We start from the raw sequence: 23,030 nt of genomic DNA, 5'->3' as shown, positions 1-23,030 counted from the left end.
AAAAAAAGCAAAAATTAAACCCACAAAAGTGGGTTTAATCCTGCATTTAACACGATCTGTTCTGGAAAGGTCAGCGACCGGTACCTACGGCTGCCGGCCCCGCCTGACCGCCGGCCGTCAGCATCTGGGCATCACTGCGCTTGAGCACCGAATACACCACGCCGGTCAGCACCGAGCCCGCGGCAATGGCCAGCACATACCAGCCCAGTTGCTCAATGGCGTTGGGAATAAACAACACGAACACGCCGCCATGGGGTGCCAGCAGTTTGGCCCCGAACAGCATCGACAGGGCACCGGTCAGGGCGCCGCCGGCCATGCAGCTGGGGATCACGCGAAGCGGATCCCGCGCCGCAAAGGGAATGGCTCCTTCGGAAATAAAACACAATCCCAGCACAAAGGATGCCTTGCCCGCCTCCTGCTCATTGGGGTTGAACTTGCGCCGGGCCAGAAAGGTGGCAATGCCCATGCCAATGGCCGGCACCATGCCCGCCGCCATGGCCGCCGCCATGGGGCCATAGGTTTGCGAAGCCAGCAGCCCCACGGAAAAGGCATAGGCCGCCTTGTTGACCGGGCCGCCCATGTCAAAGCACATCATGGCACCAATAATGATGCCCAACAGCACGGCGTTGGCCGAGCCCATGTTATTGAGAAAGTCGGTCATCACCGCCATGATGGTGGCCACCGGACCGCCCACCACATAGATCATCACCAGGCCGGTAAACAGGCTGGCGAACAGCGGAATAATCAATATCGGCTTGAGCGACTCCAGGCTTTTGGGCATGGGAACTCGCCGGGCCAGCAGGCGGGCGCTGTAACCGGCGAGAAAGCCGGAGATGATGCCGCCGATAAAACCGGCCCCCAGGCTGCTGGCCAGCATGCCACCGATCATGCCCGGGGCAATGCCCGGCCGGTCGGCAATGGAATAGGCAATGTAGCCCGACAGCACCGGAATCATCAGGGCAAAGGCCGAGCCGCCACCTATCTGCATCAGCGCCGCCGCCAGCGTGCCCTCTTCCTTGAACGCCTCGATGCCGAAAATAAACGACAGTGCAATGATAAGGCCCCCGGCCACCACCATGGGCAGCATAAAGGACACCCCGGTGAGCAGGTGCTGGTAAGGACCCGGCTCCTTTTTGTCAGCCTCGGCGCTCAAAGCCACACCGCCGCTTTGCTGCTGCCAGGTCTTTGCCTCGCGCAGGGCGGTTTCAATGGTGTGCTGTGGCTTTTTTAACGCCTGCCCGGTACTGGTACGATACAGCCGCTTGCCGTTGAAACGGGCCAGGTTGACCTCGATATCGGCGGCCACAATCACGCAGTCGGCGGCGGCAATGTCGTCGGCGGTCAGGGCATTCTGGGCCCCCACCGAGCCTTGCGTTTCCACCTTGATATGATGACCCAGTCCCTGGGCGGTTTCGGTCAGCGCCTCGGCCGACATGAAGGTGTGCGCCACCCCAGTGGGACAGGCGGTGATCGCCACCAGCCGGACCCGGTTTTCGCTGTGCGCCTCGAAGGGCCCGTCTACAGGCAGCGGCGCCGCCTGCTGCGCCGCCCGTTGCAACCAGGCCTTGGGATCGTTCAGCGCCGGCTGAATCTCCCCCACAAAGCCGGGCTTGCCGGCAAAGCGGGACAGGTTCGAGGCCGGCCCGGCGGCGGCCACCAGCACCAGCTCGGCCTCGGCGATCTGTGCCGGGGTAAAGGGCGTTACCGGCTCAAGCTGACTGTGGCATTCCACGGCCACCTGCCAGCCTTGCTGCTCGGCGGCGTGCGCCAGCACGCGGGCCGCCATGTAACTGCTTGCCATGCCGCTGGGACAGGCGGTAAGGATCAGCGCTTTCATGTGTCCGCTCCCTGACGAGCAATGGGTTCAATCTCAATGTTCCGCTGAAAGGCGGCAAAGGCCTTCTGATCGTAGATACCCACGCCTATCTGGGTGACCGCCATCAATGACAGGGCCACGGCGCGGCGCAGGTTGTCGGGTTCGTTCAGGCCTTCCACCATGCCGGCACAAAGTCCCGCCACCAGGGAGTCGCCGGCGCCCACCGTGCTCACCACCTTGACCCTGGGCACCCGTGCGCGCCAGGCGCCATTGGGGCCAAACCAGCAGACGCCGTCGGCACCAGCCGACACCACCACCTGTTCGATGCCCCGCTGCCGCAGGGTAAGCGCACAGCCGATCAGGGCCTCATCGCTGTCGACCGGCTGGCCCACCAGGCCTTCCAGCTCTTCCAGATTGGGCTTGATCAGGGCGGGCCGGCCGCGAATGCCGGCCCGCAGTGCCTCGCCGCTGGCGTCCAGCCAGACCGTTTTGCCCCGCTCGCGCCACATTTCAATCATGCCTTCCAACTGCGCCGGGCTGACCCCGGGAGGCAGGCTGCCCGCCACCACCAGGTACTCAAAATCGTCTGCCAGCGACTCGAGTCGGGCCAGCAGCCGGGTCCAGTCGCCCTCCCCTACCCTGAGTCCGGGCAGGTTGATGTCGGTTACCCGGCCTTCCGCCTCGCTGATTTTCACATTGACCCGAGTATCACCGGGCAGGCGGACGAAATCGTCGCCAATGCCGTGCCGGCCAAACAGGGCACGAAAGGAAGCATCGTTATTCAGCCCGAGAAAGCCGCTGGCCCGGGGCTTGTGCCCCAGATCCGCCAGCGCCCGGGCCACATTGATGCCCTTGCCCGCCGCCCCCAGATGCCCAGATTTGGCGATGTTGACGTGGCCGGCCTTGAGTTGCTCCAGCGACACGGTGAGATCCAGCGCCGGGTTCAGGGTCAGGGTTAGCATGCTCATTGAATTTCTCCTGTCAGGGCCCGGACGGTCTGGGCGTCCCGGGCACGAAGGGCCTTCGCGGCCAAATCCTTGCAACGGGCCAGGCTGCACTCGCGCACCCGGGCCTTGACCAGGGGTACCCGGCCCGGGCTGACCGAGACCTCATCCACTCCCAGCCCCAGCAGCAGCGGCAGCGCCTGGGGATCCGCCCCCAACTCGCCGCATACGCCCACCCATTTGCCCTGGGCATGGGCGGCTTCTACCGTCATGGCGATCAGCCGCAGCACCGCCGGATGCAGGCCGTCGGACAACGCCGCCAGCTCGCCGTTACCCCGATCCGCGGCCAGGGTGTATTGGGTCAGATCATTGGTGCCAATGCTGAAAAAGTCGGCGTCTTGCGCAAACAATTGGGCATTGAGGGCGGCGGACGGTACTTCCACCATGATACCCAGCTGCACGTCGGCGGCCTGTACCTCGGCCTGCACCCGCTCAAACATCTCTTTGGCAAAGCGCCACTCGGACCAGTCGGCCACCATGGGAAACATGATGCGTAGCGGCCGATCGCCGGCGGCGGTCAGCAGGGCGCGCAGCTGGGTTTCCAGCAGCTCGGGCTGCTGCATGCACAGGCGAATGCCGCGCACGCCGAGAAAGGGATTGTCCTCTTTGGGCACCGGCCAGTAGGGCAACGGCTTGTCGCCGCCCACGTCCAGGGTACGGGCCACCAGCGGCCGGCCATTAAGGACGGTAAATGCCTTGTCGTACTCGGCCTGCTGCTGCGCCAGATCCGGCGCCTGGCTTCGGCCCATAAACACAAACTCGGTGCGCAGCAGGCCCACGCCTTCCGCCCCGCTTTCTACGGCGGCGGCGGTTTTGGCGGTGTCACCCAGGTTGGCGCCTACCTCCAGGCGATGGCCGTCGGTGGTAACGGCGGCCTGGTTACGATGTTCCCAGGCCTGCTCGGCCAGTTGCCGCTCCTGCGCCTGGCGGGCTTTGGCCTGCTCCAGCACTCGGTTGGTCGGGGCCACATGCAGGGTGCCGGCGTCGCCGTTAAGAATGGCTTGCGTACCGGATTTCAGGCCCATGACGGCGCCGCCCATGGCCACCAACGCGGGAATGCCCAGTGATCGGGCCAGTATGGCGCTGTGAGAAGAAGGCCCCCCTCCGGCGGTCACCAGCCCCAGTACCAACTCGGCGTTCATGTTCACCACATCCGACGGGCCTATGTCTTCCGCTACCCAGATATAGGGGGCGTTCGGGGTTTGCGGCAGCGGTGTGTCGCACAGAATGGCCATGACCCGGCGGCCGATATCGCGAATGTCGGCGGCCCGCTCCGCCAGCATGGCGTTGGGGCTGGCCGCCTGCCGCGTGGCGGCGGAGTCGATTTCCGACCACCAGGCGGCGGGGGCCGAGGCGCCTCGCTGCAGCCGGGCCTGGGCGCCTTCGGCCAGCGCCGGATCGCCCAGCAATTCCCGGTGCATGGAGAGAATATCCCGCGCCTGGGGCTCGTGAGTGGCCTCGGCGGCGGCCGCCAGATCTGTATCGGCCTGTGCCAGGGCGGCCTTCAGCCGCCGTTGCTCGGCACCGGCATCGCAGGCGGTATCGGGGTAGTCAAAGTGCACCGGCACCTCGACAAACAGCGGGCCGATGGCGGTGCCCGGCGAGGCCCCCACGCCACGCATTTCGGTATCGGGGGCTATGTCCTGTACCTGATGCACCAGGGTCGGGCCGGCGGCAACCGGCATCACGTCTTCACCCAGTCCTTCATTAATGGCGGTCACCAGTTGCTCCAGCGCCGCGGCGGCGTCGGGCCCTTCTGCAGTAAGCAACAGCTGATGGCCGGGGCGCACGCCCAGGCCGATGAGCTTCATCAGGCTTTTACCGTTGACGTCATGGCCGTCACCATCCAGGTTGCGCACTCGAATGTCGGCCTCGAACTGCTTGGCAATCTGCACCATCATGGCACCCGGGCGGGCATGTAGTCCCTGATGATTGCGTACCACCACCAGGCGCTGATTGTCGGCCAGGCCATCTTCGCCGGGGGCATGAGGACCCCGGGCCAGGGCGGTGTGCAGGGCGGTGCTATCGGCCATGGCCGCCAGCGCTTGTCCCTTGTCGGCCAGCAGCCAGTCGGCCAGCTGGGCCAGCAAGGGCCGGTGACCGTTGCCGTTGACCGCCAGTGCCAGCAGCGCCCGCACCGGCTGGCCCGAATGCTCAAAACCGGTGGTGGTCACCAGCGCGGCCCTGGGCTCGCCGCTGGCCGGGGCCTGGCTCAGCCACCAGCCCTGACCCAGGTGCAGGCTGCTGGCCTGCAATGCCTGACGTTCTGTGTCGTCGGCATTCAGCAGCTCGCAGGCCGCCCGTTGCAGCGCAGCAAGAGAGGTGGCCTCGACGCCGGTGCGCATCCACTCCCGACGCCAGCCCAGCACCGGCGCCTGCGAGGATTCTTCCTCGCCCTGCAGCAGCCGCAGTATGTCCTGACGGCTTTCGGCCCGGCGTACCTGCTCAGCCAAATCATCCCGGGACAGGGCACGGGCAAGGCGGCGCAGCAGCTCCAGATGTTCGTCGGATCCGGCGGCGATGCCCAGCACCAGATAGGCCTTTTCACCGTCGCCCCAGTCCACCCCGTCGGGCAGGTGCAACGCCTTGATACCGGTTTGCTTTACCAGGTGCCGGCACTCCTGGGTGCCGTGGGGAATGGCAATGCCCTGTCCCAGGTAGGTGGCGGTCTGGGCTTCCCGCGCCAGCATGCCATCGGCATAACCGGCGGCCACGTTGCCATCCTGCTCCAGCCACTCGGCCAGTGCCGAAATGACTGCCTGCTTGTCGGCCAGGGTCTGGCCCATTTTTACGTCCTGTGTGGTCAGAGAGAGCATGACATCACCTGCTGATAATTCGGGATACAAACACCCTAGATTACGTTGGTTAAAACCACGAGCCGAAACTGTTAAAATAATGCTGAATCGTTTTAGCATGTCGAGCAAGCTTCCTGCACCGGCACTGTGCAATGATATGATCCGGTGCACACTTTCAGTGATGAGGCGAGAAATGAAACTGGACGAAATTGCGCGCCTGGCCGGGGTGTCCCGCACCACCGCCAGCTGCGTGATCAACGGCAAGGCCGAGCAGTATCGCATCAGCCAGCGCACCCAGGACAAGGTGATGGCGGTGGTACGGGCCCACAATTTCGAGCCCGATCGTCAGGCCGCGGCCCTGCGCGGCGGCCTGTCCCGTACCCTGGGGCTGGTGGTGCCGGATCTGGCCAACCCCAGTTACGCCACCCTGGCCCGGTTGCTGGAGCGCCAGGCCCGGCACCATGGCTTTCAGCTGCTGATCACCTGCTCCGATGATGATCCCCAGACCGAACGGGAGCTGGCCCTGATGTTGAAGGCCAGGCGGGTGGATGCGCTCATGGTGGCGAGCTGCCTGACGGTGAGCGATGACTTCTATTGCCGGCTGAACCGGGAGTTGCCGGTGGTGGGCCTGGATCGGCCCCTGCCTCACAGCCTGGCCTCGGTCAGCAGTGAAAACGCCGAAGCCTGCGCCCGCCTGACCCGCACCCTGGTGGGCCCTTCGCCGGAGCGGGCCTGGCTGATCGGTGCCGCCCCCGGGCTCAGCATCAGCCAGGAACGGGAGCGCGGCTTTCGCGATGCCGCCACCGAGCTGGGGGCGTCATTTGAGATTAGTCATGTCGAACAGTTTGACCGCCACTGCGCCCGCGCCCTGTTGGAGCAACAGGTCGACACCGACTGGCAGTCGCCCCTGGCCATCGTCACCACCGCCTTTGTACTGCTGGAAGGGGTGATGGACTTCCTTCACCAGCATCTGGGTGCCCTGCCTGCGTCGCTGCGGCTGGCCACCTTTGGTGATCACCGGCTGCTGGACTTTCTTGCCACGCCGGTGAATACCATGGCCCAGGATCACCACCTGGTGGCGGAAAAGGTAATGTCCCTGACCCTGGACGCGGTGCGCGGTCATTATCGCAGCGGGCATTACGCGGTGCCGCGCCTGCTGCGCCAGCGTTACCGGCCGCGCTGACGCCTCAGGGTTGAATTTCCCGGCCGTCCCAGGCGAACAACCGGCCCGACTGCGCTGGCGTGATGCCGTCGAGCACCGCCAGCAGGTGCTCGGCCGCCTGCGCCGGGGTCTGCAACTGCCCCTCGGGCAGGCCGGCGCGAAAGGGCGCGGAGAGGTTGGTGGCCACCGTGCCCGGGTGCAGCCCCACCACGCAGGCCAGGGGAAAACGCCTGGCCCACTCCACCCCAAGGTTTTTGATGGCCATGTTGAGCGCCGCCTTGCTGATACGGTAGCTGTACCAGCCGCCGCCGCGGTTGTCGCTGGTGCTGCCCACCCTGGCCGACAGGGCCGCCAGCAGCAGGGGCTGTCGCCGTTCCATGCGTGCCGACAGCAATCGCGCCAGCGCCAGGGTGGGCCAGGTATTGACCCGCAGGTGATCCAGCAGGGCATGTTCGGTCAGTTGCTCGATGCGCTTTTCCGGCTGCCAGCAATCGCTGTGCAACATGCCCACGGTGTTGATCACCCTGTTCGGCAAGGTCAGCCCGGCGCACAGTGCTCCCATGGCGTCTTCATCGGTGTTGTCGAGGGCATGCCATCCAACCCCGTCAATGCCCGGGTTGGTACGGCTGAACAGCATGACCTCGTCGCCCCGCTCAAGGCAGGCCGCCGCCAGCGCCCGGCCAATGCCGCCGCCCCCCATGATCCAGTAGCGCATAACGACTCTCCTGTTGATGGCAGTCGCCATTGAGACCGCATCAAGGATGCTTTGGTTGCAGGAAGAACAGCGGAAAGCGGGAAACGTGAAGTGCTGATACGGTGTCGTGCCTGCAAACCATATCGAGCAGCTGATGGCTAATCGCCTGTCTCTTGGTCACAAGTTTTCGTCGCTTGCGGTACCGTGCGTTTTCGTCGAACAAAGCGCACTGCTTCTCCGGCACGCCGTGAATACTTCCCTGTAGGCTCCCCTGCGCCATCCCTGGCGCACTCGGTGCTGACTGACCGCTTCCAGGCAGCGCCGAAGTTGCCCGAAGCAGCGGTGGGGATTGCCGAAGCCGACCGTCACATGCAATGGATGGCATGTGCCGAGCGACACGGGGAGGTGCTTGAAGCGTGTCGGCGGAGCGCAACCGCACTGCTGCTTCGCATGGCGATTGGTTCTCAGCGATTTTTGCCCAAGAGACAGGCTTAAAGCTTGTCTGCCCACTGGGCAAGAGCCGTGTACCAGTGCGCAAACAACTCCCCCTCGGTGGCGGGGGCCGTGACCTCAATGCGCTCGCCCTGCCAGTCAAAGGCCAGCCGCCAGGCGTGCAGATAGCCCCGGTCGGCGGGGCTACCACCGTAGCGATCGTCCCCCAGTATGGGACAGCCCAGGCTTTTCAGCGCCACCCGCAACTGATGAGTACGACCGGTGTGGGGCTGCAGCATAAAGCCCCTCAGCCCCGGCGCCAGCGAGGTGCTGTAGAAGTGGGTAACCGCCGGGTTGGTCTCGCCCCGGGTCAGTTTCCAGCTGCCATTGCGGGTCTTCTCCATGCCCCCTTTCACCCAGCCCTGCTTTTTGACGGGTTTGCGATCGGACAACGCCAGATAGCGCTTGGTGGTGGTGCGTGCGGCAAATTGGGCGCTGAGCACACGGTTGGCCTCGGCGGTGCGCGCCAGCAGCAGCGCGCCCGTGGTCATCTTGTCGAGCCGGTGCACCGGATAAAACGATTGCTGCAGTTGTTCACCGAGCAGGCGCACCAGGCCGGGCTCATCGCCTTCCTGGTGCATGCCGATGCCGGCGGGCTTGTTGATCACGCAAAACTCGGCATGGTCGAGCAATATCTCCATGGCAAACTCCGGCGGCCTAGTGCAATGAATAGAATGCAAAAAGCCCGCTGCTAATGCAGCGGGCTTTTCGGTGTCTGGCGGAGGAGGTGGGATTTGAACCCACGGTGGGCTATAAACCCACGCCGGTTTTCAAGACCGGTGCATTCAACCACTCTGCCACCCCTCCTGACGGGCGCCAATACTACTGAGGCCGCCGCACCTTGTAAACCGATAAATGCCATTTGCGGCTCAAATGGGCAAGAATCCGCCAATGGGCTTCACAGGGGCGAAACGGAAGACTCGACAACCGGGTCATATCATGTCCAGAATAGATACAACTTCATTCACGTCATTTTGAGTCAGATAGCCAAGGAGTCTGGATCATGCGTTATAACAACACCCTTTCACGTACCCATGGTGGTGCGCTGGAAACCAACAAGGTACTGCGCAATACCTATATGCTGCTGGGCATGACCCTGGTGGTCGCCGCCCTGTCCGCCGGCGTCAGCGCCATGATGAACCTGCCCCATCCGGGCCTGATTATTACCCTGGTGGGCTTTTACGGCCTGATGTTCCTCACCGAGCGCAACCGCAACAGCGGCCTGGGCCTGCTGTTTATCTTTGCCTTTACCGCCTTTACCGGCTACACCATTGGCCCCATTCTCAACTACTACCTGAACACCAGCTCCGGCACCGAAACCGTGATGCTGGCCCTGGGCGGTACCGCCCTCACCTTCCTGGCGCTGTCCGCCTATGTGCTGACCACCAAGAAGGACATGTCCTTTCTCGGCGGCATGATGATGGCCGGCTTTGTGGTGATCCTGGTGGGCTTTGTGGCCAATATCTTCCTGGCCCTGCCGGCCCTAAGCCTGGCCCTGAGCGCCCTGTTTATTCTGTTTTCTTCCGGCGCCATTCTGATGCAGACCAGCGCCATCATTCACGGCGGCGAGCAGAACTACATCTCCGCCACCGTGACCCTGTATGTGTCCATCTTCAACATCTTCCTGAGCCTGCTGCAACTGCTGGGCATGAGCCGCGACTGATCGCTTCGGGCTCACCGCAACCCCCTTCGAAGGCGCCTCACGGCGCCTTCGTCGTTTCTGCCCCCTCACGGTTCGTCCCTTTTTTCATGGCCTGCCCCGGGCTTGTACAAGGGCCACTTTGTTACCGGCCCCGCCTTTCATGCACAAATATTTTACCTTCACCGCCAAGAATGAAACGGTTTGTCAAAATCAGCCCGCCTGAGTCCTCTTTACGCGAAATTTCGACATGACGGCTTTGTTATTATTTTTTCATCGAAGCGTCACATTGTGCTGATGCGACCATGGACCCCGTCCCTTGCAGGAGGGAACGGCATCGAAAGGAATAATAGGGAGAGAACGATGAAAACTGTCATCTGGGCCGCCTTGCTGCTGCCAACCCTGGCACAAGCCGCCACCGACGAGCCGGGCGTCAGTCTGAGCGGCCTCATTGACCAGTTGATGAGCGTGGTGTTTTACAGCATTCCCCTCGGCGCCTCATCCATTCCCGTTATCGTACTGTGGCTGATCGGCGGGGCCCTGTTCTGTACCATTCGTTTCGGTTTTTTGCAGTTCGGCTCCCTGGGCTGGCCTGGCGCCTGGTGCGCGGGGATTTCAACGATCCCCGGGCCCCCGGAGAAGTCACCCATTTTCAGGCGCTGACCTCGGCGCTGTCGGTCACCGTGGGGCTGGGCAATATCTCCGGCGTGGCCATCGCCATCGCCATTGGCGGCCCCGGTGCCGTGTTCTGGATGATAGTGGCCGGCTGCCTCGGCATGGCCACCAAGTTTGCCGAATGCACCCTGGGAGTGAAATACCGCACCGTCCATGACGATGGCACCGTCTCCGGTGGCCCCATGCATTACATTCGCCGTGGTTTTGCCGACAAGGGGCTGCCCAGGTTGGGCCTGTTTCTGGCCGGCTTTATCGCCCTGGCGATCACGCTCGCCACCTTCGTCTCCACCAACATGTACCAGGTCAACCAGATTTATGCTCAGGTAGTCAGCGTGACCGGGGGTGAACAGGCCTTTCTCGGCCGCAACGGCTGGTTGTTCGGCGGCCTGATTGCACTCATGGTGGGCATTATCGTCTCCGGGGGCATGCAAAGTATTGGCCGTACCACCGAAAAGCTGGTGCCGCTGATGGGCATTATCTATGTCTCGGCCTCATTGATGGTGCTGTTCGTCAACTACGACCGCATTCCCGCCGCCTTTGGCATCATCGTCGACTCTGCCTTCAGCCTCGACAGCGTTTCCGGCGGCATCTGGGGGGCCATGACCCAGGGCTTTATTCGCGCCATGACCTCCAGCGAAGCCGGCATGGGCACCGCCGCCATCGCCCACGCCACCGCCAAGACCCGTTACCCGGCGGCGGAAGGTTATGTGGCGCTGCTGGAGCCCTTTATCGACACCGTGATCATCTGCACCATGACCGCCCTGGTCATTATTGTCACCGGCACCTACACCCAGGAAGGGCTCAGCGGTGTGGCGCTGACCTCGGCGGCCTATGAGACCGTGCTGCCCTGGTTCCCGGTGGTGCTGGCGGTGTGCCTGCTGCTGTTCGGCTTTTCCACCATACTGGTGGCCTGCTATTACGGCCTCAAGGCCAGCAGCATGCTGTTCGGCAACCACCGCCTGGTGCGCGGCCTGTATCTGGCTATCTTCCTGACCCTGACCGTGGCCGGCGCCCTGCTCAAGCTGGATCTTATCGTCAACCTGATGGACACCCTGGTGGTGCTGATCTGCATTCCCAACATCATCGGCCTGATCATGCTGTCGTCCGTGATCCGCGACGAACGCCGCCGCTTTCTGGAGCATGTGGCCAGCAGGAACCACGAACCCGGGTCCGGGCACACGGCCTCCAGGCTCAGCCCCCTTCGGAAATAACCCGCTCAGAGGCATTTCCCCCTCATTCGCCATCTTGAAGAAAGGAACCCGACTATGACTATCTGGAAATGGAGTGCCGTCGAAACCGCCCGGCGGATCAAGGACGGCGACGTCAGCTGCGAACAGGTGGTGCAGAGCCACCTGACACGACTGGACGAGGTCAACCCGCGGATCAATGCCGTGGTGGTGCCCCTGCACGAACAAAGCCTGGCCGAGGCCCGCCGGCTGGATCGTCAACGCCGGCCCGGGGATGCACTGCCGCCGCTGTTCGGGGTACCGGTGACCACCAAGATCAACATGGATCTGGCGGGCCAGGCCAACTCCGACGGCGTGCCGGCCTACCGGAACAACATGGCCACCGACGATGCCCCCGTCATTGCCAACCTTCGCCAGGACGGCGCCATCGTGATTGGCCTGACCAACACTCCGGAGTTCAGCATTCGCTGGTTTACCTCCAACCCGCTGCACGGCGTGTCGCTCAATCCCTGGAATCCGGACGTCACCCCGGGAGGATCTTCCGGCGCGGCGGCCGCGGCGGTGGCGGCGGGCATCGGCTGCATCGCCCACGGCAACGACATGGGCGGCTCCCTGCGTCATCCGGCCTACTGCTGTGGCGTCAGCACCATCCGTCCTTCATTTGGCCGCATTGCCAACGGCAATCCCAGCGCCACCGGGGGCCGGCCGCCCATGTCCCAGCTGTTGTCGGTGCAGGGCCCTATCGCCCGTTCGGTGGCAGACGTGCGCCTGGGGCTGGCCTCCATGGCGCGCTACAGCGCCTTTGACGGCGACTGGTCTCCTGCCCGGGACAGCGGCCGAGGCAAGGGTGGCGTGCTGCGTATCGCCTACCAGGCCGATCCTTTCGGCGAAGGGGTGTCCGCCCCCGTGCTCGCCGCCATGGAGCAGGCCAAAGCGGCGCTGCAGTCCGCCGGTCACCGGGTCGAAGCCGTCACCCTGCCCGATGCCCGGCAAGCGTCAAATATCTGGGGCTGCATCACCCTGGCGGAGGTGGATGCCCTGCAGCGTGACGAGCTGGAACGCCATGGCTCCGCCGAGGTGGTGCAGGTGGTCGATGCCTACCGGGCATTTTTCGGCACGCCGACACTGACCGGCACCATGCAGGCCCTGATGGAGCGTAACCGCATTCGCCGGGCCTGGAGCCAGCTGCTGGAGCAGTACGATCTGATACTGATGCCGGTCTCGGCCGAGCCCGCTTTTGCCAATGATCTGGATATGCGCGAGCCGAATCAGATCCCCCGCATGCTACGCGCCCAGCGCTTTTTGCTGATGATCAACGCCCTGGGGCTGCCTGCCGCCGCCGTGCCTACCGGTTTACACCAGGGAGTGCCGATGGGCGTTCAGCTGGTGGGTGCGCCCCTGGATGACGCGCTTTGCCTGCAGGGAGCGCAGGCCATTGAAGACCACTGCGGCACCCTGAGCCAGGCACTCTGGCAACAGGGCGTTATTGCCCATTAAACACACATGTCCTTGTTACACTTGTTTATAGATAGGAAAAATCATGACCCGCTTTATCGATGTTGGCAGCCTGAGTGACTATATCAGCCAGACCGGGGTGGAAACCCTGATAGAAAAAATGGTGGCCTACCTGGAGCAGGACTACCGCCGCTGGAACGACTTTGAAAAATCCGCCCGCCTGGCCAGCCACAGCGACATCGGTGTGATCGAACTGATGCCGGTGTCCGACCAGCACCAGTACGCCTTCAAATACGTCAACGGCCACCCGGACAACCTCGACCACAACCTGCCCACCGTGATGGCCTTTGGTGTGCTGGCCGACGTGGCCACCGGCTACCCGGTGCTGCTCTCCGAGCTGACCCTGACCACCGCCATTCGCACCGCCGCCACCTCGGTCATGGCCGCCAGGTACATGGCCCGCCCCGACGCCAGGGTGATGGCGCTGATCGGCAACGGCTCCCAGAGCGAATTCCAGGCCCTGGCCTTCCACAAGGTGCTGGGCATCGAGGAAGTCCGCTGCTATGACGTGGAGCCCACCGCCACCGCCAAGTTCATCGAGAACCTGTCCGGGGTTGAAGGCCTGCGCCTGGTGCACTGCCGCTCCGCCAAGGAGGCCTGCGATGGCGCCGATACCGTCACCACCGTCACCGCCGACAAGCGACTGGCCACCATCCTTACCCCGAACATGGTGAGCCCGGGCATGCACATCAACGCGGTGGGCGGCGACTGCCCCGGCAAAACCGAAATCCACGCCGACATTCTGCGCCAGGGCAGCATCTTTGTGGAATTCGAGCCGCAAACCCGTATAGAAGGCGACATTCAGCAGCTGGCCGCGGATCACCCGGTAACCGAAATGTGGCGGCTGATCGCCGACAACCGTTCCGGGCGCACCAGTGCAGAAGAGATCACAATTTTTGACTCGGTCGGCTTCGCCCTGGAAGATTATTCCGCCCTGCGCCTGCTGTTCGATCTGGCAGAAGCGGACGGCATCGGCAGTTTCATTGAGCTGGTGCCGAATCTGGACGACCCGCGTGACCTGTTCACCCTGACCCGGGGCGGCAAGCAACGCGCCCGTCTGCGCAAGGCGGCCTGATCCCGACCGTCATTCAAGGAGTTCATGATGAAAGTAATCCCGTCCTTCAAACGCGCCACCCTGGCCCTGGTCCTGAGCGGTGTGCTCGCCCTGCCCCTGCCGGGCATGGCAAACGACCACCATGCCCTGCCCGAGGGCGTTCAGCAACGCATAGAGCAGCTCACGCCTCAGGTGGTGTCCTGGCGGCGGGATATTCACCAGCATCCTGAGCTCGGCAATCGGGAGTTCCGCACCGCCGGCCTGGTGGCGGACCACCTCAAGGCCCTCGGCATGGAGGTGCGCACCGACATCGCCCATACCGGTGTGGTGGGCGTGCTCAAAGGAGCCAAACCGGGCCCCGTGGTGGCGCTGCGCGCCGACATGGATGCCCTGCCGGTGACCGAAGACACCGGGCTGTCCTATGCCTCCACGGTGCGCGCCCAGTTCAACGGTGAAGAGGTGGGGGTGGCCCATGCCTGTGGCCATGACATGCACGTGGCCATACTGATGGGCGCCGCCCAGGTGCTGGCGGAAATGCAGAAGGAGCTGGCCGGCACCGTGATCTTCGTGTTCCAGCCCGCCGAGGAAGGCGCGCCCGCCGGCGAGGAAGGTGGCGCCGCACTGATGCTGAAGGAAGGGCTCTTCGCCGATATCAAGCCGGACGCCATGTTTGGTCTGCACGTCATGACCTCGCCCCTGGGCGAGATCTCGGTACGTACCCAGGGACAGCTGGCGTCTTCCGATCAGTTCAACATCACCATCAAGGGCAAGCAGACCCATGGGGGCATGCCCTGGAACGGCATCGATCCCATCGTGACCGCGAGTCAGGTGGTGATGGGACTGCAGGCCATACCGGCCCGGCAGCTGGACGCCACCCAGACGCCCTCGGTGATCTCCGTGGGCGTCATCAAGGGGGGCGTGCGCGGTAACATCGTGCCCGATCAGGTCGTCATGGAAGGCACCATTCGCACCTTTGACAATGCCACCCGCCAGGAGATCCATGAACGCATGGAACGCACCGCGGTGAACATTGCCGAAAGCGCGGGGGCCACCGCCGAGGTGACCATCACCGAAGGCTACCCGGCCACCATCAACGACACCGAGCTGACCAGAGCCATGACGCCCACGCTGCGGCGGCTGGCCGGCGACAACTTTCGCGAAGCCAGACGCAGCATGGCGTCGGAGGACTTTGCCTTTTTCGCCGGCGAAGTCCCCAGCATGTATATCTTCCTGGGCACCCGCCCCGAGGGGCAACCCCTGGCCTACCCCAACCATTCACCGAAATTCAATCCGGATGAAGGGGTATTGCCCATCGGCGTCAGCGCCATGACCGCCCTGGTACTGGATTACACCAGCCAGCACCGGTAACCACCAGCGAAGCCATGGGGTTCATGGCTTCGCCTTCTCAATCAGCGGAGCCACCGGGCCCGAACGACTCGAACCTTTAAAAAGCGTCACTTCAAGGATGAAGGCAACGCCGCCCAGTCTCCCCAGGCTGGCGAGGGCTTGCTCGTCCTTTCACCACGAAAACACCTTCTGGTAACAAAGGAATTTACCATGATCGTCACACTCAAATCGCAAGCCGCACAACGCACGGCCCTGTCCGCCTCCCTGCTCGCCCTGCTGATATCCGGTCAGTCCCGGGCCACCCTTTTCACCGAAGGCGATGAGCTGACCCTGACCTACAAGAACGTCTATTTCAACGAGTCTGCCGATGCCATCGATACGCGCATCTGGGGGGCTGAGCGCGATGAGTGGGTACATGGCCTGTTCGCGGACTACAAAAGCGGTTACCTCGGTGACTGGATTCAGTTCGAATATGGCCTGGCCGGGGTAGAAGACATTCATATCGGCTCCCGGGCCGACAATGTCACCAACCTGCCGGGCGCCACCGCCGCCAACGGCTTCAAGCCCGATACCCTGTTCGGTACCCAGACCGCCTATATCGGTACTCGCTACCAAGGCGACGGCTTTCGCCTGCACGCCGGCGGCGGCAAAAAGGCGCGCCAGTCCGCCATCTATCAGGACAGCCTGAGCCGTATTCAGCCTGCCACCTCGGTTGGTTTTGATCTGAACGCCGACATCGGCGCACTCCGGCTGTATTACACCGAACTGTACAAGATGAGCCAGCGCGATGCCGACAACTGGGGCGACGACCTGCGCACCTACAGTGGCGACAAGGTAGATGCACTGCGCTACTACGGCGGCAGCTATGAGGTAGACAATGGCCTCAAGCTGGAGCTGGCCGAGGCCGAAGCCGAAGACTACATTCGCGAGCACAAGGCCAGGATCGGCTACCGGCATTCGTTGCAAGGTCACCAGGCCGTGCAGCTCAGGGCCACCTACGGCACCATGAAAGACAGCGGCAGCCTCTATGAAGACGACGGCGTGCCCCTTGGCAATATCGGCGGTCACGACTACGCCCTGGCGGAAGCCGGCCCGCTGGATGCCCGCTACTACGAGCTCAGCGCCGGCTACCGCTGGGCCGATTACAGCCTGACCCTGAACTATTCCAGCGTTAGGGGTGACGACTGGAACCATAACCTGGTGGCCAACGAGTTTCGGCTGTGGGATACCAGCAGCCAGTACGCCTGGATCTCCAGTACGCCTGGATCTGGTACGGCCTGGAGGACGAAGACGCGGTCAGCCTGCTCGGCAACGCCGACTTTGGCAACCTGGGCCTGCCTGGGCTGAGCTGGAATGGCGGTGTCTGGTACTCCGACCATGCCCGTGGCTACACCGGTTTTCGACGCGTTGAGCTGACCAATATGCTCAGCTATCGTTTTTCCGGCCCGCTGCAGGGGCTGAGCCTGAGCTGGCTCAACAGCATTCACCGCTCCCGGGGCGAACTGGATAACATTAACCGCACGGCCAACCCGGTAGGATCGGCCATGCTGGAACGCAAGGACGTGAATCGGTTGTACCTGACCTGGTCTCGCACCTTCTGAGCTCGCATTTTCAAGGTGCCGGCGCTGACGGGCCGGTACCCGTGAGATACACTGCGCGGGCAGCGCCGTTCGGGGCGCGGCATACTGTTAAGGATATGGGCCCGATGAATGCTCTCGACAAATTTGATCTGACAATTCTGCGACTGCTGCAACAGGACGCCACCTTCTCCAACGCCCAGCTCTCGGAGCTGGTCAACCTGTCTCCTTCCCAATGCCACCGCCGGGTAAAGCGGCTGGAGCAGGAGGGCTATATTCATCATTACGTCGCCCTGCTGGATCACCGCAAGCTCGGGCTGACCGTGCACGCCGTGGTGATCATCAAGGTGCGGGATGTCAGCCAGGAATCGAAAGCAGCGTTCAGGGAACAGATTCGGCACTACCGCCTGATGACCGAATGCTGGGCCATCGCCGGCGACAAGGACGTGATCCTGAAAATCGTGGCCCCCAGCCTGGAGAGCTATTCCGACTTTCTCAGCGAGAAAATACTCAGCATGGATAACGTCGCCTCGGCGGAAAGCTACCTGCTGCTCGATAACATGAAATACACCACCGAGGTGCCCATCGGTGACCATGACTAGTTCGGCCCGCTGAATCAGGCAAAAAACGCCCACCAAGTGCCGCAGTGCATGCGCCCCGGCCCACGGTCGAGTATTATCGGCAGAGCCCCCTTTATTACCGAGACACGCCATGTCCCCTGCCAGCCAGTGGCTGCGACGCCTCTTTACCGATGGTCATTTTTTCTTCGCCCTCAAGGTGTTGCTGGCGATGGCCAGCCTGCTGCTGGCGGGCTGGTGGCTGGAGCAGGTGCCGGCGGCGGTGACCCTTAGCCTGGGGGCCATGGCCGGGGCACTGAGCGAAACCGATCAACGTCCCGGCCGGCGCCTGGGGCTGCTGCTGCTGGGCCTGTTGTGCTTTTTTGTGGCGATTACCGGGGTCACCGCCCTGATTGACATCCCCTGGCTGTTTGGTCCCGTGCTGGTGCTGGTCACCTTTGGCCTGATCCTGGCCGGCGCCTGGGGCCAGGCCGCCGGCAAGCTCGGCTTTGGCATCCTGCTGGTGTCCATCTACGCCATGCAGGGCCATGTGGACAGTCCCGGCTTCTGGTATCAGCCGATACTGCTGACCGCCGGCGCCGCCTGGTACGGGCTGTGTTCATGGCTGGTGCTGCTGGCCTGGCCCTACAAGCCGGTGCACGAACAGCTGGCCCAGTGTTATTTTGCCCTGTCCCGCTACCTGCTGGCCAAGTCACGCTTTTTCGACAGCCCCGACGAGCTGCACCAGGGGCTGCGCCATCAGCTGGCCCAGCTCAATATTCAACTGGTCAACAACCTGGAGCTGAGCAAGCAAATCCTTAACCGGCGCCTGCATGGCGGCGAGCGGGATGCCGAACTGGCCCGGCTGCTGGAACTGCACCTGCTGGTGCAGGGCATGCATGAGCGGGCCGCGTCCAGCCATTATTCCTATCAGCAGCTTAATCAGGCGCTGGAGCGGGCCGAGGTGCTGGCCGGCTATCAGATCCTGCTGGCGGAGCTGGGAGAAGCCTGTTACCGCCTGGGGCTGGCCATTCTCACCCACCGCCCCTACCAGTCCGGCCGGCGCATCGCCTGGGAGCTGTCGGCACTCAAGGATCAGCTCGACTACAGCCATCTGCGCCGCCACTATTCCCCCGAGCTGATGAGCCCGCTTCGGTTTCTGACCCGCAACATGGAGCACGTGCACCAGGCCCTGCTTCGGGCCGAGGCCCTGACCGCCCGAGACGGCCGCGAGGCCCCGACCGCCCGGGCCGAGCTCGCCCGGCCGGCGCCCCAGTCCTTTGGTGAGCGGCTGCGCGCCCTGCTCAACCCCAATGCCATTTTGTTTCGTCACGGCGTGCGCCTGAGCGCCTGCTTTGCCCTGGGCTACGGCCTGGTCACCGCGCTGGAGCTGGAACGGGGCTACTGGATATTGCTGACCATTCTGTTTGTGTGTCAGCCCAGCTTCAGCGCTACCCGCCAACGCCTGACCGAACGTACTCTTGGGACCCTGGCCGGCATTGCCGCCGGAGCACCGCTGCTGTGGCTGTTTCCGTCGGTGGAAAGCCAGCTGGTGATCCTGCTGGTGTGCGCCTTTGTGTTCTTTACCCAGGTAAGGGTGCATTACAGCTGGGCGGTGTGCTTTATCACCCTGTTTGTGCTGCTGGCCTTTAACCTGCAGGGGATCGCACGGGATCCGGTGCTGCTGCCGCGCCTGCTCGACACCCTGGCCGGCTGTGCCCTGGCCTTTGTGGCGGTGTGGTTTATCTGGCCCGACTGGCAACGTCGCCACCTGCCCCGGCTACTGGCGGACGCCATGGAGGCCAACGCCGGTTATCTCTGTGCCATCAGCCACCAGGGCGACGACATGCCGCCGGAAAACCTGGCCTACCGCATTGCCCGCAAGCAGGCCCATCTGGCCGACAACCAGCTGGCCCAGGCCTGGCAAAATATTCGGGTGGAGCCGGTGTCGAAACACTGGCTCAACCTGTGTTTTGAAATCGCCTATCGCAATCACACCCTGCTGTCTTACCTCTCGGCCCTCGGCGCCCACCGACAGGGGTTGCCCGATGCCTTTGTCAACGGGCTGAACCAGCGCCTCTGTACCGCCGCCGACGCCCTGCGCCGCGGCGTGCCTCTGCCGGCGCAGCCACCGCTGCCGGCCATGGTGAATAGCAGCGAAGACGAATGGCAAATCCTCACCCGTCAGCTGCACAACAACATGGCGCTGCTGGTCAACGATCTCTATCAGCTGGCGGGCGGCGTACGTGAAGATGCACAAGACACGGCCCTTGAGTAAAATGGGCGGCAAAATGAGGAGAGAGCATGCTTGAATTTGAAGGCCGCCCGGTCGATACCGACGCCCAGGGCTACTTGAAACACCATCAGGACTGGCAGCCGGCCATGGCGGAAGTCCTGGCCGAGCAGGAAGGCATTACCCTGACCCCGGAACACTGGGAGGTGATTCAGTTTGTGCGCAACTTTTACCTGAAATACAACACCTCGCCGGCGATACGCGCGCTGGTGAAGGCCATGGCCAAGGAGCTGGGTGAAGACAAGGGCAACAGCCGTTACCTGTACCGGCTGTTTCCCAAGGGACCGGCCAAGCAGGCCACCAAACTGGCGGGCCTGCCCAAACCGGTGAAGTGTATTTAAAAAAATTCCGGCGCGAGGCCGGAATTTTTTATTGAGCCATCACGCGGCCCTTGAGGCCGGTGAGCCGTTCCAGGGCCGGCAGCTGCTGTTGCAGCCGTGCCTTGGCATCCGGTCCCACCCAAACCCGATTCAGCTCACCCTGACGCGGCACCGAAGGTGAGGTTTGCACCCGATAGCCCGCCGCCTGCAGTTTTCTCACCAGAGCATTGACGTTGTCGGCACTGCGAAAGGCACCCAGCTGCACAACATGATCAGCCCCGGCGGCGGGCGCCACTGGCTTGATCTGGGGTGCGGGCTGCGGCGTCGGCGCAACCGGCTTGATCACCGGGGCCGGTTGCGGCTTGGGCTCGACCGGCTTGATCACCGGGGCCGGCTTGGGCGCTGACGGCTTCACCTCGGCGACCGGCTGGGGCTTGGGCGCGCTGACCACCTGCGGCTCGGGTTTGGGTGGCGCTGGCGGCGCTTCCCTTACCTCTTCCAGGGTCCAGCTTTCCGCCGATGCCGTGGCGGCCGGCTCGGCGGACGCCGCCTCGGGCCCGGACGCCGGGGCCTCCTGGGGAGGTTCCAGCTCCGGCCGCAGGGGAATGCTCACCGCCTGCTCCGGCATGGGCGGCTGCTTGCCGTCCAGCAAATCGGGCAGAAAAATGACGCCCAGCGCCACCAGGATCACGGTGCCCACCAGGCGATGCTGAAACTGGGTTGCCATTTTCAGTCCTTTCCTTGTTGTTCGGCGTGCCAGGCCAGGGCCTCGGCCACGGTGAAAAAGGAGCCAAACACAATCACCCGCTCATGCTCGGCACAGGCCTTCCGCGCCACCGGCAGGGCCTCGCTCACCGAGGCATAAGCTCGGTCAACGCCCAGCAGGCCGGCCAGCACACTGCCGTCGGCCCCTCTGGGGCCGCCCAGGCTGACCGGGTACCAGTGTTGCACCAACGGCAGCAAGGGAGCCAAAGTGGCGGCAATGTCCTTATCCTTGAGCATGCCCACCACGGCGTGAATGGCCCCCTCGCCGCCCTGCAGCCGGGACGCCAGATAAGCCGCCGACTCGGGGTTGTGGGCCACATCCACCCACAGGTTCGGCGCCAACTGCTGCAGCCGGCCGGCCAGCCGGGCTTCACGCAGGCCGGTGACGATGGCATCGACAGAGAGCCTAAAGGGCGAGGCCGCCAGGGTGGCCAGGGCCGTGGCCGCATTCATCAGCGGCAGGCCTGGCACCGGCAGTCCGGAAAGCGCCAGCCCCTGGCCTTCAAAACACCAGCTGTCACCCTGCTGCTGCCAGTGAAAGTCCTTGCCGCTGAAGGCAAGCCGGGTACCCAGCTTGTCGGCCTGGGCGGCAATGCTGGCGGGCGGATCGAGATCGCCGCACACCGCCGGTTTGCCGGGGCGCAGTATGCCCGCCTTTTCAAAGCCGATCACTTCACGGTCGGAGCCCAGCCAGTCGGTGTGATCCAGGGCGATGGTGGTAATCACCGCCTGATCCGAGTCCACCACATTGGTGGCGTCGAGCCGGCCGCCCAGGCCCACTTCCAGCAGCACCACATCCGGGTGTGCATCCCGAAACAGCCAGAGTGCCGCCAGGGTACCAAACTCGAAATAGGTGAGCGCCGTGTCGCCCCGGGCCGCTTCCACCGCCGCAAAGGCATCGCAGAACGCCTGTTCGGCGGGAAAGTCACCGTTGATGCGTACCCGCTCCCGGTAGTCGAGCAGGTGGGGCGAGGAATACACCCCCACACTGTGACCGCCGGCGCGCAGCATGCTCTCAAGCAGGGCACAGGTGGTGCCCTTGCCGTTGGTGCCGCCCACGGTAATGACATGGGACGGCAGGCTGAGCAGGCCGAGCGTGCCGGCCACTCGCTGCATGCGCTCAAGGCCCAGCTCGATATGGGCAATGTTCAGGCCTTCGAGCACCGCCAGCCAGTCGGCCAGCGACCGCCTGGGTGCGTGGGCTGCGGGTTGGTGCATCAGACTTCCAGCGGCTCCTGGTTCATCAGCTTGCCAATCAGGCCGGCCAGGCGATCGCGCATTTCGCGACGATCGATGATCATGTCGATGGCGCCGTGCTCCAGCAGGAACTCGCTGCGCTGAAAGCCTTCCGGCAGTTTTTCGCGCACGGTCTGCTCAATCACTCGGGGGCCAGCAAAACCGATCAGTGCCTTGGGCTCGCCCACGTTAACATCGCCCAGCATGGCGAGGCTGGCAGACACACCACCCATGGTGGGATCGGTGAGCACGGAAATGTAGGGCAGGCCGGCCTCAGACAGGCGATTCAGGGCGGCACTGGTCTTGGCCATCTGCATCAGGGAGAACAGGGCTTCCTGCATGCGGGCACCGCCGGAGGCGGAAAAACACACCAGGGCGCGGTTTTCCACCAGGCAGGCTTCCACCGCCTTGACGAAACGGGCACCCACCACGGAAGCCATGGAGCCGCCCATAAAGGAGAATTCAAAGGAACAAGCCACCACCGGCAGGCCGCGCAGGGTGCCCTTCATGACCACCATGGCGTCTTTTTCGTTGCTGCTTTTCTGGGCCGCACTGATGCGATCCTTGTAGCGCTTGGAATCCTTGAACTTGAGAATGTCCTGAGGCTCCAGCTCGCCGCCCAGCTCCTCGCGACCGTCCTGATCCAGGAACTTGTCGAGGCGGCTGCGGGCGCTGATGCGCATGTGATGATCGCACTTGGGGCAGACTTCCAGATTGCGCTCAAGCTCGGCACGATACAGCACCTGTTCGCAGTTGGTGCACTTGGTCCAGACTCCTTCCGGAATATTGTGACGGCGAACGCCGATGTTCTTGTTCTTGGGGAGAATTTTCTCAAGCCAGCTCATGGAAATCCTTAATCATTTTTTTCGTGGTTGTCACGCAGCGGCCATTAAATCATATAT

The 23,030-nt window shown here is 63.5% G+C and carries 19 protein-coding genes and 1 tRNA gene; 11 read left to right on the top strand and 9 right to left on the bottom strand.

Features of this window, described 5'->3' with window-relative positions:
* Positions 1–70: 70 nt before the first annotated feature.
* The 3 genes from B6S08_RS00665 to ptsP are packed head-to-tail and all read right to left on the bottom strand — an operon-like array spanning position 71 to position 5,636.
* Positions 71–1,837: a PTS fructose-like transporter subunit IIB gene (locus B6S08_RS00665; RefSeq protein WP_094198860.1), complete on the bottom strand. Its 1,767-nt coding sequence runs from the start codon at positions 1,835–1,837 to the stop codon at positions 71–73.
* Positions 1,834–2,784: a 1-phosphofructokinase gene (pfkB, locus tag B6S08_RS00660; protein ID WP_094198859.1), complete on the bottom strand. Its 951-nt coding sequence runs from the start codon at positions 2,782–2,784 to the stop codon at positions 1,834–1,836. Before pfkB ends, B6S08_RS00665 begins: the two co-directional genes overlap by 4 nt.
* On the bottom strand, positions 2,781–5,636 hold the full coding sequence (gene ptsP / locus B6S08_RS00655; protein WP_094198858.1) for a phosphoenolpyruvate--protein phosphotransferase: 2,856 nt from the start codon (positions 5,634–5,636) through the stop codon (positions 2,781–2,783). Before ptsP ends, pfkB begins: the two co-directional genes overlap by 4 nt.
* Before the next feature lie 172 nt (positions 5,637–5,808).
* Between ptsP and cra the strand changes: the two genes are divergently transcribed.
* A complete protein-coding gene (gene cra, locus B6S08_RS00650; RefSeq protein ID WP_094198857.1) occupies positions 5,809–6,798 on the top strand; it encodes a catabolite repressor/activator in 990 nt (329 codons plus the stop codon).
* 4 nt (positions 6,799–6,802) lie between these two features.
* On the opposite strand, the gene B6S08_RS00645 is transcribed toward cra, so the two are convergent.
* The 3 genes from B6S08_RS00645 to B6S08_RS00630 form a co-directional block, all read right to left on the bottom strand.
* Complete coding sequence (locus B6S08_RS00645) at positions 6,803–7,492, bottom strand: SDR family NAD(P)-dependent oxidoreductase (RefSeq protein ID WP_094198856.1); 690 nt, start codon at positions 7,490–7,492, stop codon at positions 6,803–6,805.
* Between the two features lie 470 nt (positions 7,493–7,962).
* The gene (locus B6S08_RS00635; protein ID WP_094198854.1) at positions 7,963–8,604 is read right to left on the bottom strand and encodes a TIGR01621 family pseudouridine synthase; all 642 of its coding nucleotides are present in this window, start codon (positions 8,602–8,604) and stop codon (positions 7,963–7,965) included.
* Between the two features lie 75 nt (positions 8,605–8,679).
* Positions 8,680–8,770, bottom strand: a tRNA-Ser gene (locus tag B6S08_RS00630).
* A gap of 196 nt (positions 8,771–8,966) precedes the next feature.
* Here B6S08_RS00630 and B6S08_RS00625 point away from each other — a divergent pair.
* From B6S08_RS00625 to tusE, 10 genes are all read left to right on the top strand, one after another.
* Positions 8,967–9,626, top strand: a complete 660-nt coding sequence (locus B6S08_RS00625; RefSeq protein WP_094198853.1) for a Bax inhibitor-1/YccA family protein — start codon at positions 8,967–8,969, stop codon at positions 9,624–9,626.
* Positions 9,627–9,965: 339 nt separating this feature from the next.
* Complete coding sequence (locus B6S08_RS18540) at positions 9,966–10,265, top strand: hypothetical protein (protein WP_245849782.1); 300 nt, start codon at positions 9,966–9,968, stop codon at positions 10,263–10,265.
* Complete coding sequence (locus tag B6S08_RS00620; RefSeq protein WP_245849781.1) at positions 10,205–11,488, top strand: alanine/glycine:cation symporter family protein; 1,284 nt, start codon at positions 10,205–10,207, stop codon at positions 11,486–11,488. Before B6S08_RS18540 ends, B6S08_RS00620 begins: the two co-directional genes overlap by 61 nt.
* Positions 11,489–11,542: 54 nt before the next feature.
* Positions 11,543–12,961: an amidase gene (locus B6S08_RS00615; RefSeq protein ID WP_094198851.1), complete on the top strand. Its 1,419-nt coding sequence runs from the start codon at positions 11,543–11,545 to the stop codon at positions 12,959–12,961.
* Between the two features lie 43 nt (positions 12,962–13,004).
* On the top strand, positions 13,005–14,054 hold the full coding sequence (locus B6S08_RS00610) for an ornithine cyclodeaminase (protein WP_094198850.1): 1,050 nt from the start codon (positions 13,005–13,007) through the stop codon (positions 14,052–14,054).
* Positions 14,055–14,078: 24 nt separating this feature from the next.
* Positions 14,079–15,401, top strand: coding sequence for an amidohydrolase (locus tag B6S08_RS00605; protein WP_211284132.1), 1,323 nt, complete (start codon positions 14,079–14,081; stop codon positions 15,399–15,401).
* Positions 15,402–15,590: 189 nt separating this feature from the next.
* The gene (locus tag B6S08_RS00600) at positions 15,591–16,727 is read left to right on the top strand and encodes an OprD family outer membrane porin (protein ID WP_094198848.1); all 1,137 of its coding nucleotides are present in this window, start codon (positions 15,591–15,593) and stop codon (positions 16,725–16,727) included.
* A 358-nt stretch (positions 16,728–17,085) separates the two neighbouring features.
* On the top strand, positions 17,086–17,559 hold the full coding sequence (locus tag B6S08_RS00590) for an Lrp/AsnC family transcriptional regulator (protein WP_169716345.1): 474 nt from the start codon (positions 17,086–17,088) through the stop codon (positions 17,557–17,559).
* A gap of 109 nt (positions 17,560–17,668) precedes the next feature.
* A complete protein-coding gene (yccS, locus tag B6S08_RS00585; protein ID WP_094198845.1) occupies positions 17,669–19,792 on the top strand; it encodes a YccS family putative transporter in 2,124 nt (707 codons plus the stop codon).
* A gap of 26 nt (positions 19,793–19,818) precedes the next feature.
* Positions 19,819–20,148: a sulfurtransferase TusE gene (gene tusE, locus B6S08_RS00580; RefSeq protein WP_094198844.1), complete on the top strand. Its 330-nt coding sequence runs from the start codon at positions 19,819–19,821 to the stop codon at positions 20,146–20,148.
* 28 nt (positions 20,149–20,176) lie between these two features.
* Here the strand turns inward: tusE and dedD are convergent, their stop codons facing one another.
* The 3 genes from dedD to accD are packed head-to-tail and all read right to left on the bottom strand — an operon-like array spanning position 20,177 to position 22,973.
* A complete protein-coding gene (gene dedD, locus B6S08_RS00575; RefSeq protein WP_094198843.1) occupies positions 20,177–20,854 on the bottom strand; it encodes a cell division protein DedD in 678 nt (225 codons plus the stop codon).
* A gap of 2 nt (positions 20,855–20,856) precedes the next feature.
* Positions 20,857–22,110 carry a bifunctional tetrahydrofolate synthase/dihydrofolate synthase gene (folC, locus tag B6S08_RS00570; protein ID WP_094198842.1) on the bottom strand — a complete coding sequence of 418 codons (1,254 nt, stop codon included), beginning with the start codon at positions 22,108–22,110 and terminating at the stop codon, positions 20,857–20,859.
* Positions 22,110–22,973 carry an acetyl-CoA carboxylase, carboxyltransferase subunit beta gene (gene accD, locus B6S08_RS00565; RefSeq protein ID WP_094198841.1) on the bottom strand — a complete coding sequence of 288 codons (864 nt, stop codon included), beginning with the start codon at positions 22,971–22,973 and terminating at the stop codon, positions 22,110–22,112. The genes folC and accD overlap by 1 nt, the downstream gene beginning before the upstream one ends.
* Positions 22,974–23,030: the final 57 nt, after the last annotated feature.

Origin of the sequence: Oceanimonas doudoroffii (assembly GCF_002242685.1) — a bacterium.
Taxonomy (GTDB): domain Bacteria; phylum Pseudomonadota; class Gammaproteobacteria; order Enterobacterales; family Aeromonadaceae; genus Oceanimonas; species Oceanimonas doudoroffii.
The sequence above is the reverse complement of the archived record's forward strand: the minus strand, read 5'-3'. Positions and strand labels throughout refer to the sequence as shown.